At 69.3% G+C, this 12,684-nt stretch carries 11 protein-coding genes; 4 read left to right on the top strand and 7 right to left on the bottom strand.

From position 1 onward, the window contains the following. The first annotated feature begins 136 nt into the window (after window positions 1–136). Window positions 137–568, top strand: coding sequence for a hypothetical protein (locus AB0I88_RS07350; protein ID WP_361019646.1), 432 nt, complete (start codon window positions 137–139; stop codon window positions 566–568). 19 nt (window positions 569–587) lie between these two features. Here AB0I88_RS07350 and AB0I88_RS07355 read toward each other — a convergent pair whose 3' ends face one another. Then, the gene (locus AB0I88_RS07355) at window positions 588–755 is read right to left on the bottom strand and encodes a toxin-antitoxin system HicB family antitoxin (RefSeq protein ID WP_361019648.1); all 168 of its coding nucleotides are present in this window, start codon (window positions 753–755) and stop codon (window positions 588–590) included. 1,121 nt (window positions 756–1,876) lie between these two features. Between AB0I88_RS07355 and AB0I88_RS07360 the strand changes: the two genes are divergently transcribed. Then, window positions 1,877–2,635, top strand: coding sequence for a hypothetical protein (locus AB0I88_RS07360; protein ID WP_361019651.1), 759 nt, complete (start codon window positions 1,877–1,879; stop codon window positions 2,633–2,635). Between the two features lie 21 nt (window positions 2,636–2,656). Here the strand turns inward: AB0I88_RS07360 and AB0I88_RS07365 are convergent, their stop codons facing one another. Genes AB0I88_RS07365 through AB0I88_RS07375 form a run of 3 tightly spaced genes read right to left on the bottom strand, consistent with a single transcriptional unit; the run spans window position 2,657 to window position 5,479 of the window. Then, window positions 2,657–3,958, bottom strand: a complete 1,302-nt coding sequence (locus AB0I88_RS07365; protein WP_361019653.1) for an MFS transporter — start codon at window positions 3,956–3,958, stop codon at window positions 2,657–2,659. Between the two features lie 54 nt (window positions 3,959–4,012). Further along, complete coding sequence (locus AB0I88_RS07370) at window positions 4,013–4,501, bottom strand: NUDIX domain-containing protein (RefSeq protein ID WP_361019656.1); 489 nt, start codon at window positions 4,499–4,501, stop codon at window positions 4,013–4,015. 39 nt (window positions 4,502–4,540) lie between these two features. After that, the gene (locus tag AB0I88_RS07375) at window positions 4,541–5,479 is read right to left on the bottom strand and encodes a Ku protein (protein WP_361019659.1); all 939 of its coding nucleotides are present in this window, start codon (window positions 5,477–5,479) and stop codon (window positions 4,541–4,543) included. An 87-nt stretch (window positions 5,480–5,566) separates the two neighbouring features. Between AB0I88_RS07375 and ligD (AB0I88_RS07380) the strand changes: the two genes are divergently transcribed. Next, on the top strand, window positions 5,567–6,484 hold the full coding sequence (ligD, locus tag AB0I88_RS07380; protein WP_361019940.1) for a non-homologous end-joining DNA ligase: 918 nt from the start codon (window positions 5,567–5,569) through the stop codon (window positions 6,482–6,484). Then, window positions 6,474–7,382, top strand: a complete 909-nt coding sequence (ligD, locus tag AB0I88_RS07385; RefSeq protein WP_361019661.1) for a non-homologous end-joining DNA ligase — start codon at window positions 6,474–6,476, stop codon at window positions 7,380–7,382. The genes ligD (AB0I88_RS07380) and ligD (AB0I88_RS07385) overlap by 11 nt, the downstream gene beginning before the upstream one ends. Window positions 7,383–7,392: 10 nt before the next feature. Here the strand turns inward: ligD (AB0I88_RS07385) and AB0I88_RS07390 are convergent, their stop codons facing one another. The 3 genes from AB0I88_RS07390 to AB0I88_RS07400 all read right to left on the bottom strand — a co-directional run bounded on the left by AB0I88_RS07390 (window position 7,393) and on the right by AB0I88_RS07400 (window position 12,621). Next, window positions 7,393–9,054, bottom strand: a complete 1,662-nt coding sequence (locus tag AB0I88_RS07390) for a DNA repair helicase XPB (RefSeq protein WP_361019664.1) — start codon at window positions 9,052–9,054, stop codon at window positions 7,393–7,395. A gap of 197 nt (window positions 9,055–9,251) precedes the next feature. After that, entirely contained in the window at window positions 9,252–10,223 is a 972-nt protein-coding gene (locus AB0I88_RS07395; RefSeq protein ID WP_361019667.1) for a hypothetical protein, read from the bottom strand. 13 nt (window positions 10,224–10,236) lie between these two features. Then, complete coding sequence (locus AB0I88_RS07400) at window positions 10,237–12,621, bottom strand: helicase-associated domain-containing protein (protein WP_361019670.1); 2,385 nt, start codon at window positions 12,619–12,621, stop codon at window positions 10,237–10,239. Window positions 12,622–12,684: the final 63 nt, after the last annotated feature.

Raw genomic sequence — 12,684 nt, forward strand, 5'->3', positions numbered from 1 at the left:
GGGTGTGGTGCCTATGGGCAGGAGATGCCTCAGGCGGGCCCGGGCTCCGGGGCAGCTGAAGTAGGCACGGTGACGACGTCGCAGTGACAGGCGTGCGGACTATCTCCGTGTGATGAGTACGGCTAGGGTCGCTGCCGTGGACGAGTGGATCTCCAGGCTTGATCAGTTGCTCGCCGAGCCGTTCGTGATGGACAACCGCGGTAGGCCTGAACCCCACCATGTCGATCTTCGCGAGAGCCAGTCGTTCTATGACTGGGAGACCGAGGATGGCGACTTCGACCAGGCGCTCACATCCTTCGAAACTGACCGCGCACAACTGGCGGAGGTGCTGACATCCCGCTACGGGCCACCTGAGCGCAGGGACATCCGCCCATACTTCGACGGCGACGCTTCGCCGGATGACCCGGGCGGCTCGATGTTCGAGTATCTGACGGGGTGGTTCTTCGAGATCGAGCTCTGGAAGGCCGGCGCCCGGGGGATCGTCGCCCAGGTCGGTCACTACGACAAAGAGTTGCCTCTTCAGTTGATGCTCGTCGTAGGCGAGCTGAGCGGCAATCGGCCGGCTTGACGACGGCCTCTTGAGTTGGTCAGGCGCCGGCCAGGCGGGAGGAGGCTAGCGCGTTCAGGGAGACGCCTTGCTCGGCTGCGCGGATGGCCAGGCGGCGGTGGACCTCTTCGGGTACGCGGACCTGGAACTTGCCGGAGTAGTGGCGGTCGGCGATGGCCACGGGCGGGGTTTCGCCGGAGGCTTCCATGTCGGCGACGATCTCTTCGGCGACGCGTTGATGCCGATGAAGGCTTCCAGCCGGTCTTCGGCGAGCCAGGAGACGGAGGGCAGTTCGGCTACGGTGCCGACGTACTCGTCGTCTTCGGCTGACCAGTGGACTCGGTAGGTGTAGTGGTCCGCCACGCTCATGCTCGCTCCTCCAGCTTCTCGATCGCGGTCAGCACCTGCTTGACCTGGTACGGCTTCGCCTTGCCGCCCTTGTCCTGAATGTTGACCCGGGGTCACCGGGCCACGGCATCTTGAACACGTGGTGCGATGTGCCCTGCGATCGGGGCTCCCCGAAGTAGTGCCGGCAGACGAACAGCAGGTCCGCGAACGGGACGTTGTTCGGGTTCCGGCGCATCTCCGCCAAGATTTTCACCAGTCGGTCCGCCGCATCTCCGACGATATTCGCTTAGTATCACTGGTGATACTACGGGTTCGAGGCACATCGTAGATCTAAGCGCGGCGCGGATGGTCCATAGGTCAGGGTTCCTGCGGGCCGGGCCGTAGTTGCTGCCGCGCCGCTTCGCGGCTTGCCACCGAATATGGTGGTTGTGGTGGTGCCGCGGGTTGCCGAACGCCAGACGGCCGGTAATGCCAGGCGGAGCGGTGGGCGAGCCGGGCACACCCAAGATCGATTAGTCCGCAATCGGTCCGCACGAGGGCCGCCAATGTAGCGGAACGCTGTCAGATCATGACAAGCGTTTCCGCTGGTCGACGGATGTTTGTGCCAGTAGATCGACTGCGGTTTTCGATCTCGTAATGCGTAGGTCGTCGGTTCGATTCCGACAGGCGGCTCAGAAAGAAACCCCAGCGGCACCTCGACGGCACCCCGATGCTCTTCGGCCCCTACCCGCCGGAGCAACTGGCGCTCGGCTGGGACGACCGTGTGGCGCGGCTGCGATGACCGTCGACCAGGAGGTACGGCCTCGGCGCCGGAAAGCGGCAAAGCCGTTTCGGCTCTTTCGACCTGGCCGTTCGGCCAGCGATAGCCCATGCCGGAGGGCAGAATTGCGCCCTTGGTCTGGTACGGGACGGCCGTGCACATGGATGATGCCCCCGCGTAACAACGAAACGGAACCGTCTGTTCGTTGGGGAGAGGAAGTCATGCGTAAGTCATTCGCCCGCCGCTGCGCCGCGGCGGCTCTGGCCGTTTCCGCCGGGCTCGCCACCGTGGCGCTGGCCGCCTCGCCGGCGCAGGCCCAGCCCAGGCTCGCCGGCATCACGCTGTCGACCGGCAGCCTCGTGCTCGACGGAGACGCGGGCTGTGCCAACCGGGTGAAGGTGACCTTCAAGGTGTACGACCCGCTGGCCGAGGAGAACTACACCGACGTCTCCGCGGACGTCATGGGAGCGGACGGCGACTTGGTCGACTTCCTGTGGCCGTCCCAGTCCTCACGCAGCGGCGATTACGCCTACCTGACGGATTACATCTTCATCTGCGGCAGCTTGGACGGGCCCGGCCGTTACACCATCCGTACCGAGTTGAAGTGGTCCGACGACGACTACGTCAACCACGTCGTGGAGCGGGTCGACACGTTCTACGTCAAGCGGCCGACCTCGCTGACCTACAACGCGACCCCGGAGCCGGTCAGGAAGAACACCGCGCTGACCCACAGCGGTGTTCTCAAGGTCGACCCGGTGAAATACGGCCCCGCGTACGGCCTCAAGGGTGCGGTGCTGAGGTTCTACTTCAAGGCCAACGGCGCCAAGAGCTACACGTACAAGGGGCAGGCCACGACCGGTGCCGGCGGCAAGTACAGCAAGAAGTTCAAGGCGACCAAGTCCGGTACCTGGAAGGTCGTCTACCCTGGCAGCAGCGTTCGGCAGCCGCAGACCAGGTACGACGCGGTCAAGGTGAAGTAGCCGGGTCCGGCGTCGCCGTGCTCATCGCTCGACGCGGCGGTCGGCGGCGGTGGCCACCCACTCCTCGTCGGCCGCTTTCTTCAGGGCCATGCCGTTCTTGCCGTTGTAGCGGACGAACCTCGGCAGGGCGGCGGCCAGGGCCAGGGTGCCGGCGACGCACAGCACGCCGCCCATCCAGATGGAGCCGGTGACGCCCAGCCCGGTGCGGGCCATCGCGCCCGCCCGGAGCTGGCCCAGCAGCGGGCCGGTGGTGTAGGACAGCATCTCGATGCCGGCCAGGCGTCCCCGCAGGTGGTCGGGGATCGTCTGATTCCAGATGATCATGCGGAACAGGCCGGAGACCATGTCCGCGGCGCCCGCGAAGGCCAGGCAGAACAGGGTCAGCCACAGGGTGTCGGAGAGGCCCGCGCCGACGATGCCGACACCCCAGAACGCGGCCGCGATCAGCACCATCAGGCCGTGCCGGTGCACCCGGGCGGTCCAGCCGGAGCCGATCGTGGCGATCAGCGAGCCGACCGCCGGCGCCGCGTACAGCAGGCCCAGCACCTTCGGGCCGCCGAGATTGTTCGCCAGGAACGGGTAGAGCGCCGACGGCATGCCGAAGAACATCGCGTTGATGTCGACCAGGTAGGTGCCGAGCAGTTCGGGGCGGGACTTCGCGTACTTGAGGCCGGTGACCACGCTGCTCAGCGACGGGCGGTCGGCGGCCACCGGCGGCGGGACCGCCTTCACCAGGGTCAGGCAGACCAGCGACACGGCGAAGGTCAGCAGGTCGAACGCGTACACCCAGGCCAGGTCGAAACTGGCCAGCAGGATGCCGGCCAGTGGCATGCCGAAGAGCTGGGCGAACTGCATGCCCAGCGAATGCAGTGACATGACGGCCGGCAGTTCCTCCGGTTTCACCAGGCGGGGCAGCATCGCGTCCAGAGCGGGACGTTGCAGGCCGGCGACCGCGGCGGTCAGGAACGCCGCCACGTACAGCAGCCAGAGGTGCGGCTCGTCGGACAGCGAGTTGATCAGCAGGATGCCGCAGATCAGAGCCAGCGCGAACTCACTGCCGCGCACCAGCAGGCGGCGGTCGATGTAGTCGGCCAGCGCGCCGCCCACGAACGACATGATCAGCAGCGGCAGCAGCTCGCAGACACCGATCAGGCCCACCATCAGGGGGTCCTCGGTCAGCTTCGCCACCTGGTACGGAATGGTGACGTAACTGATGAACGACCCGAAAGCGGTCACCACCCCGCCGATGAAGACGAGCCGGAAGTCCCGGGAAGTGCGTAACGGGGACAGATCCAGGCTCAGCCGGCGGCGCTTGGTGCTCACGAAGCGCCATCCTGCCCCAGTGGACAGAAGACCGCACCGCGATTTAACCCACCCTTACTTCATCACCAGGACGCCGGTCTTCTGGAAGGTGGCCAGGTCGGCGAGCGCCTCGTCGATCACGAACGACTGCTGCCCGGGCAGCGCGTCCAGCGGGAAGAACCCGGCGTCCACGCTCTCCTCGGTCTGCCGCAGCAGCTCGCCCTCCCACGAGTTCACCAAGAAGGTCATCAGAACCTGCTGGTACGTGTGCCGGTACTCGTTCGTATAGGTGTAGGAGGTGTAGAACGCGTACGGAGTCAACGACGTCGCCCGCAGCCCGGTCTCCTCCCACAACTCACGGACGGCACACTCCGCCATGCTCTCGCCCAGCTCCATGGCGCCCGCCGGAATGGCCCAGCGCAGGTTGTCCGACCGCTGGATCAGCAGCAGCCTGCCGTCGTCGTCGAGCACGACCGTCCGGGCGCCGACGAAGAAGATGGTGTCGGTGTCTCCCACGCTCGCCCGGACCCGGCCCAGGTAAGACTCCGCCCACGTCAGCGCCATCGAGCCACCCCGCATGCAAAACCCATGGAGGAAGAGTAGTCATGCCGACTTCTTCGTGGCCTTCGTTGCGGGCGTGGTCTTCCTCGCCGTGGTGCTCTTCGCCTGAGTGGCCTTCTTGGCGGGAGCGGCCTTCTTCCGGGGCGTGGCCGCTTTCTTCGCGGGTGGGGGCGCGTCGTCCGTACCCTCGGAGGGGTTTTCGCCGCGCGCCTGGCGTGCGCGCTCGACGGAGGCCTTGAGCGCCGCCATCAGGTCGATCGCCGCGGCCGGCGCCTCCTCGGCCTCCTCCGGCTGGACCACCTCGCGGCCCTCCACCTTGGCGTCGATGACCTCCTGCAACGCGGCCCGGTAGTTGTCGGTGAACTCGGCCGGTTCGAAGCTGCCGGCCATCGAGTCGATCAGCGAGCTCGCCATCGCCAGCTCGGCCGGGCGGGTCTCGATGTCGTCGTCGAGAAACCCGAACTCGGGGGTGCGTACCTCGTCCGGCCACATCATGGTGTTGAGGACCAGCACGTCGTCGCGGACCCGCAGGGTGGCGAGCTGCTCCCGCTGCCGGATCGCGATCTTGACGATGGCGACCCGGTCGGCGTCGCGCAGGGCGTCGCGCAGCAGCACGTACGGTTTCGCGGCCTGTCCCTCCGGCTCCAGGTAGTACGCCTTGGCGAACAGGATCGGGTCGATCTGCTCGGCCGGAACGAATTCCAGGACGTCAATGGCCCGGGACGTGCTCAGCGGAAGATCGGCGAAATCCTCATCCGTCAAGATCACCATTTCGCCGCCGCCGATGTCATACCCTTTGGCGATGTCGTCATAGCTGACCACCTCGCCGTCCACCGAGCATGTGCGCTGGTACTTGATCCGCCCGCCGTCGGTGCGATGCACCTGGTGGAAGCGGATGTCCTTCTCCTCGGTCGCCGAATACAGCTTGACCGCGATCGACACCAGGCCGAACGAGACAGCGCCTTTCCAGATCGCTCGCATGTTCTCAGAATGGCATCACTGGGACGCCTGCGTAAGGTGAACGCTTTTGCCTATGGTGATCGGGTGTCCGGATCACCGCTCACCCCGATGCTCGCGACCGCGGGCCGGCTGCCGGTGGGCCCGGACTGGAGCTACGAGTTCAAGTGGGACGGCGTACGCGTGCTCGCGCTCTTCAGCGGCGGCCCGCCGGCCCTCTACGCGCGGTCCGGAGCGCTCGTCACCGCCGCCTACCCGGAGATCGCCGACCTGCACCTGCCGGAGGGCACCCTCCTCGACGGCGAGATGGTGGTCTTCGACGGCGCCGGACGGCCCTCGTTCACCGCGCTGGCCGAACGCATGCACGTCCGCGACCGCAACCGCGCGGCCCGGCTCGCGGCCACCCACCCGGTCACCTACCTCATCTTCGACCTGCTGTACCTCGACGGCATGGACTACACCGGCCTGCCGTACCTGGCCCGTCGCGAACGTCTCGAGGAACTCGACCTGGCCGGGGCGCGCTGGATGGTGCCGCCGTCGTTCGGCGACGGCCCGGCCACCGAGGCCGCCGCCCGGGAGAACCAGCTCGAAGGCGTGATGGCCAAACGCTCCGACTCCGTCTACCTGCCCGGGCAGCGCTCCGCGGACTGGGTGAAGGTCAAATTCGACCGGACCGGCGACTACGTCATCGGCGGCTGGCGGCCCGGCGCCCGCAAACTCGGCGGGCTGCTCGTCGGCGTACCCACCCCCGGCGGCCTGGCCTTCCGCGGCCGGGTCGGCGGCGGCATCGGCGCGGCCGCCGAGAAGGACCTCCTCTCCCGGCTGGCGCCGCTCGCCGCCACCGACTCACCCTTCGCCGACGGCGCGGTGCCACGAGAGGATTCCAAAGGCGCCCATTGGGTACGACCGGAGCTCGTGGCCGAGATCCGCTACGGCAACCTGACGCCCGACCGTCGCCTGCGCTTCCCCCGCTTCCTGCGGCTGCGCGACGACAAGAGACCCGGGGAGTGCGCTGACGATGCCTCGTGACCGGTTCCTGGTGCACATCGACGGCTGCGACGTCGAGCTCTCGAACCTGGACAAGGTCATGTACCCGGCGGCCGGCTTCACCAAGGGCGAGGTCATCGACTACTACACGCGCGTCGCGCCGGTCCTGCTGCCCCACCTGCGGGACCGGGCGGTCACCCGGATCCGCTACCCCGACGGCGTCGACGAGGCGCACTTCTTCGAGAAGAACAAACCCGGCGGAACCCCGGATTGGGTACGCCTGGAAAGACTGCCCGTACCCGGTTCCACGAAAGGCCGGGAAACCATCGACTTCGTGGTCGTCGACGACCTGCCCACCCTGGTGTGGCTCGCCAACCTGGCCGCCATCGAACTGCACACCCCGCAGTGGCGGATCGGCGCCGACCCGGACCTGCTCGTCGTCGACCTCGACCCGGGCGCGCCCGCCGGTCTGCGTGAATGCTGTGCGGTGGCCATGCTGATGCGCGACCGGCTGGGCGCCGACGGCATCACCGCCTATCCGAAGACCTCCGGGAAGAAGGGCATGCAACTGTGCTGCCCGATCTCCGGAACCCAGTCCTCCTCGGTGGTGTCGGACTATGCCCGGCGGGTCGCCGAGGAACTGGCGAAGATGGTGCCCGGCTCGATCACCGCGAAGATGGCCAAGCAGTTGCGCCCCGGGAAGATCTTCATCGACTGGAGCCAGAACAACGCGTTCAAGACCACGGTCGCGCCCTACTCGCTGCGGGCCGGGGCCTCACCCACCGCCTCGACCCCGCTCACCTGGGACGAGGTGATGGCCATGGCCACCGGCGAGATGCCCTCCTGGCAGTGCGGCGCCGCCGAGACCCTGGACCGCGTCGAGCAGCACGGCGACCTGCTCGCCGGGATGCTCCACCCCGGACCGATCATCTCCGTCTGACCGGGCCGCCTCAGTCGATCTTGGGCAGCGGCGGGCCGAGGACGTCGTCGGCGTCGACGATCGTGTACGCGTACCCCTGCTCGGCCAGGAAACGCTGACGATGGGCGGCGTACTCGGTGTCGATGGTGTCGCGGGAGACGACCGTGTAGAAGTGGGCCTGACGGCCGTCACCCTTCGGGCGCAGCACCCGGCCCAGACGCTGGGCCTCCTCCTGACGGGAGCCGAACGTGCCGGACACCTGGATCGCCACCGCCGCTTCCGGCAGATCGATCGAGAAGTTGCCGACCTTCGACAGCACCAGGGTCCGAAGCGTTCCGTCCCGGAACGCGTCGAACAGCCGCTCCCGCTCCTTGTTCGTGGTGGCGCCCTGCACGATCGGGGCGTCCAGGAACTCGCCCAGCTGGTGCAACTGGTCCAGGAAACCCCCGATGACCAGCACCTGCTCACCGGGATGCTTGTCGACCAGGGCCTTCACCACCGGCAGTTTGGTACGGGCGGTGGCCGCGGCCCGGTAACGCTCCTCGGCCTCGGTCACCGCATACGCCATCCGTTCGGCCTCGGTGAGGGTCACGCGGACCTCGACACACTCGGCCGGGGCGATCCAGCCCTGCGCCTCGATGTCCTTCCACGGGGCGTCGTAGCGTTTCGGGCCGATCAGCGAGAACACGTCACCCTCGCGACCGTCCTCGCGTACCAGAGTCGCGGTGAGGCCGAGACGACGCCGGGCCTGGAGGTCCGCGGTGAAGCGGAAGATCGGCGCGGGCAGCAGGTGCACCTCGTCGTAGACGACCAGGCCCCAGTCACGAGCGCCGAACAGGTCGAGGTGGGTGAAAGCGCCGCCGCGACGGGACGTGAGCACCTGGTACGTCGCGATGGTGACCGGGCGGATCTCCTTGCGCTCCCCGCTGTACTCGCCGATCTCCTCCTCGGTCAGGGTGGTGCGGGCCAGCAGCTCCCGTTTCCACTGCCGGCCCGCCACCGTGTTCGTCACCAGGATCAGCGTGGTCGCTTTCGCCGTCGCCATCGCGGCCGCGCCCACCAGCGTCTTACCGGCGCCACAGGGCAGAACCACCACCCCGGAGCCGCCGGCCCAGAAACCGTCGACAGCCTCCTGCTGGTACGACCGGAGCGTCCAGCCGTCCTGCGCCAACTCGATCGGGTGCGCCTCGCCGTCGACGTAACCGGCCAGGTCCTCGGCCGGCCAGCCGAGCTTGAGCAGCGCCTGCTTGAGACGGCCGCGCTCGGAGCCGTGCACCGCGATGGTCTCGTCGTCGATCCGCTCGCCGAGCATGCCGGCCAGCTTCTTCGACTTCGCCACCTCGATCAGCACGAACCTGTCGAGACCGCGCAGCACGAGACCGTGGACCGGATCGTTCAGCAACTGGAGGCGGCCGTAGCGGTCCATCGTCTCGGCGACGTCGACCAGCAGCGCGTGCGGAACCGGGTAACGGGAGAACTTGATCAGCGCGTCGACCACGCTCTCCGCGTCGTGCCCGGCGGCCCGGCTGTTCCACAGGCCCAGCGGGGTCAACCGGTACGTGTGCACGTGCTCCGGGGACCGCTCCAGCTCGGCGAACGGCGCGATCGCCATCCGGCAGGCCTGCGCGTCCGGATGGTCCACCTCCAGGAGCAGGGTCTTGTCCGACTGCACGATCAGTGGTCCGCCGCTCACGCGTACGCCTTTCGAACCTGGGAAAAACCGACCCTCCAGTGTGCCACGCGTCCGTGGCGACACCTGCGGCGAGGGCCTGACCAGGCACGACACAAGCTTTACCGGTTGACCGAAATCGATTGCAACATTTTGTGGCCCTGGAGCGTGTTACTGGTGCCGGGTCGTGCGCAATACGGGGGCGCACGACCCGGCAGAAGTCACCGTGCCGCCGCTAGGGCGATGAGTTCGTCCAACTCTTCGAAGGCTGCCCGCTCGACCGACGTGGTCTCATCCCGCGCGATGAGCACCTCGGCGATCAATTTCGCCATCCGGGGACCGACGCCCCGGTGTTCGAGCACCTTGACGATGTGCATCTCTGTTGCCTGCCGCTGCCCCTCACGTCGACCTTCGAGCCGGCCTTCGAGCCGCCCTTCGGCGTGGCCCTCGTCGATGAGTTCCTGCGCGAACTCGGTGTCCCGGATCATGTCGGCTGGCATCGCGGCCTCCCTCAGAACGTCCTTGATATCTTCCCGCCTCATCGCGATGGCGGCAAAGGTGAGTGCGGCCCGGGTCAGTTCCCGGGCGAGTGACTCCGATCCGGCGGACGCCACGGCCATGAGCACCGTCGCGAGACGGGCCTTTCGTTCGTCGTCGTCGCGGGCCGCGGCGAGGATCGCCCACGGCGCGGTCAACGGCTCGGCCAGCGCCCTCACCGGATCGATGTCGCGGGCGTAGTGGGTATCGAACTCGAAGGTCAACCCGGGCTCGTCGATACGGCTCGGCGACGTGCCGCGATCCAGGACGACGACATGCTGCTGGATCGGCTTGCCCGTACAGCCCGGTTCGACACGCAGCAGGCTGCGGTAGATCAACATGCGGTCCGCCATCGTGGGATCGGCACGGCGCTGGAATTCGAGGTGGACGACCCGGTCGTCGCCGGTCAGCACCAGATCGGCGTTGCGTCGGTCGGCGTGAACGCGGGCGAGGTTGAGCTCGGTGGCGCCGGGTTGCGCGCCCGGTGGCACATCGATGTCGAAGACCCGCCCGAAGAGGGTGGGGTCGGTGTTGACGATGCGTTTGGACGTGGTGTCGTACTGGTTGGCTGCCCGTGTGATTGCGCTGCCCTCCCCTTGGCCGTTACGACAAGCTGCTTGGCGACTAGTGTCGCCAAGCAGCTTGTCTGTTGCCAATCCCTCGGAAGGGTTACTCCTCGGTGACGGCGGCGGTTATGCGGTGCAGGGCGAAGGTGTGCAGGCTCTCGCCTCGTTCGTCCTCGGCCCGTAGGTAGCCGGCCGAGAGGGAGACCGGGCGGACCAGGCGGGACAGGGTGGCGCCGTGCGAGTCGACGTACCCCACCCAGACGCGGGCCCTGTCGCGGACCGCCTGCTGGAGCACCGCCATGGCCTGCGTGTGCTGCTGCACGGCCGTCAGACCGGGCACCGCCTGGCCGTGCGCGGCGCGCACCGTGACGGGGGCGCGGCGGGCGGCACGGGTGGCGATGTCGCCGCGCCGCAGTTGCTCCACCACTCCGGCGAGACGCGGGCCGACCAGCACCGGGCCGGACTGCTCCGGAACCCGGGCGGTGCGGGTGGGCGCCCGGCGAGCCTTCGGCCGGGTCAGCACGGTCGCGCCGCCGGCGTCCTCGGCGACCGGGGCGTACCCGGCCTCGCGGAGGGCGCCCAGCAGCCGGGCCACCGGGCGCGGGCTGACCAGCACGGTCGGCGCGATGCGGCGCAGGTCGAGGGTGCCGAGCCGTTTGTCGCCGGACACTTCGGCGAGCAGCGCCTCGTCGTCGCTGCGCAGGTAGGAGCCGGCCGAACCGCTGCGCAGGCCGCCGTGCCGGCGGGCCGCGTCGTCGATCAGGTAGGTCAGCGTCTGCGGCACCGGGGTCCGGGACCGGCGGCGGAACAACTCGTGCAGGTCGGCGGCCTGATAGCCGATGTCGAGGGCGCGCCGGACACTGGCCGGGGTGACCCGGAAGACGCTCGCCCCGCCGGCCGACTCCGGCTCGGCGAGCACGTCCAGTTCGGCGGCCAGCTCCGGCTCGGGCGGGCCGGGCACCACGACGGTCAGGTCGGCCTGCACCAGGACATGATCGACCGGGGCGGGCAGCAGCCGGTCCAGCGCGCGCACGGCGTCGGCGTGCGCATCCTCCGGATGCACCCCGAGCGGGTCACCACCGTCCGTCTCCCCGTCGGCGAGCAGCACCCGGGCGTACGACGTGAGCGCCCCCAATCCGGTGATCCCCAGCAGCGCGGCGCCGGTGTACGCGTCCCGGTGTGCCGCCTCCCGCCCGCGGGCCCGCCGTGGGGCCTGCCAGGACAGCAGCCCGAGCAGGTCGTCGACGCCCGGCGCGGCGCCGGGCGCGAGGTCGGCGAGGGTGCCGAGGGCTTCCCGGCGGGCCTGTGGGGCGCCGGCTCGTTCGGTGTCCGGGGCGAGGGCGTTGACCGGCCGGTCCCGTTCGTCGCGGCGGCCGACGAGTCCGGGCTGCCGGGTCATGGCGAGCCAGGCGCGGGCCAGGGCGGCCCAGCGGTGGGCGACTCCGGTGGCACGCCACAGGTCGTACGCCCCGGTGGGCAGGAACACGTCCTGTGCCGGCGTGGTGGCCCGGGCGGGGGCGACCTCGGACTCGCCGAGCAGGCCGGCCGCGTACGCCGTCTCGATCAGCAGCGCGGCGCCTGCCTCGTCGATGCCGGCCGCCTTGGCCAGCCGTTTCAGGTCGCGTACGCCGAGGCCGCCGGCGCGCAGCACGGCGGCCGGTTCGGCGGCGAGGGCCTCGAGGATCGCCTCGGTGGCGCGGACCGCCTCCATGGTCTGCCCGGCGCCGGCCGAGTCGGTGGCCCGCGGGTCGCGGGACGGGCCGTCCGGGACGGGCGCGCCCGGCCGCAGGGGGCCGAGCGGCCCGGTGTCGCGGCGCAGCAGCATGCCCACCTCGCGGGGCAACTCGACGAGGTCGCCGTCCGGGTGCGGGGCGCGGCCCGCCTCCGAGACCGGGACCAGCACGTGCTGCTCGACGAGCCATTTCACCGGCTCGGCCACGGAGTCCCGGCTGAGCGCCCCGATCGGGGGACCCGCGGCGAGCCGGTCCAGCACGGCGCGGGCGCCGGGCGGCGCGGCCAGCACGGTACGGCGCAGCTTCGCCCGGTCGGCGCAGAGCGCGGCGGCCCGCGCGTCCAGGTAGTCGGCGGGCCGGCCGAGCCCGGCGGGGTACGGGGAGGTGACCTCGTCGACCGCGCCGACGACCTGCAGCGCCTCGGGCGGGCCGTGCAGCAGGAAGCGGACCCGCAGCCGGTCGACCGCGAGGCGGGCGTCCTCCTCCGGGACGCTCGCGACCAGTGCGAGGATCGCGTCCACCGAGGTCAGGGCGGTGTCGTCGGCCCGGCTCAGGCGGGCCGCGTCGAGGACGGCGAGGGTGAACTCGTCGAGGCCGTCCAGGCAGCGGGCGACCGAGTTACGGGACTGTGCGCGTACGGCGAGGGCCGAGATGTCGGCGGGCACCGGCACGACGAGGTCGGGGCGCAGCTGTATGAGCGCGCCCAGCGCTTCGTCGGGCAGCGACCGGAGTTGATCGGCGAATGTGGTGGCCATCGTCTTCAACGCTAACGTTCATGGGACGATGGTGTCCGGTCCGGGCGTGGCCGGACCTCGATT

It is taken from the genome of Actinoplanes sp. NPDC049802, from assembly GCF_040656595.1.
In the GTDB taxonomy this organism is placed as follows: Bacteria; Actinomycetota; Actinomycetes; order Mycobacteriales; family Micromonosporaceae; genus Actinoplanes.

What these genes read in the sequence shown, in the direction of transcription:
- AB0I88_RS07355 (WP_361019648.1), bottom strand. Translation starts at nt 755, where the DNA reads ATGGAAGCCTCCGGCGAAACCCCGCCCGTGGCCATCGCCGACCGCCAC.
- AB0I88_RS07400 (WP_361019670.1), bottom strand. Translation starts at nt 12,621, where the DNA reads ATGGCCACCACATTCGCCGATCAACTCCGGTCGCTGCCCGACGAAGCG.
- AB0I88_RS07360 (WP_361019651.1), top strand. Translation starts at nt 1,877, where the DNA reads ATGCGTAAGTCATTCGCCCGCCGCTGCGCCGCGGCGGCTCTGGCCGTT.
- AB0I88_RS07375 (WP_361019659.1), bottom strand. Translation starts at nt 5,479, where the DNA reads ATGCGAGCGATCTGGAAAGGCGCTGTCTCGTTCGGCCTGGTGTCGATC.
- ligD (WP_361019661.1), top strand. Translation starts at nt 6,474, where the DNA reads ATGCCTCGTGACCGGTTCCTGGTGCACATCGACGGCTGCGACGTCGAG.
- AB0I88_RS07370 (WP_361019656.1), bottom strand. Translation starts at nt 4,501, where the DNA reads ATGGCGCTGACGTGGGCGGAGTCTTACCTGGGCCGGGTCCGGGCGAGC.
- ligD (WP_361019940.1), top strand. Translation starts at nt 5,567, where the DNA reads ATGCTCGCGACCGCGGGCCGGCTGCCGGTGGGCCCGGACTGGAGCTAC.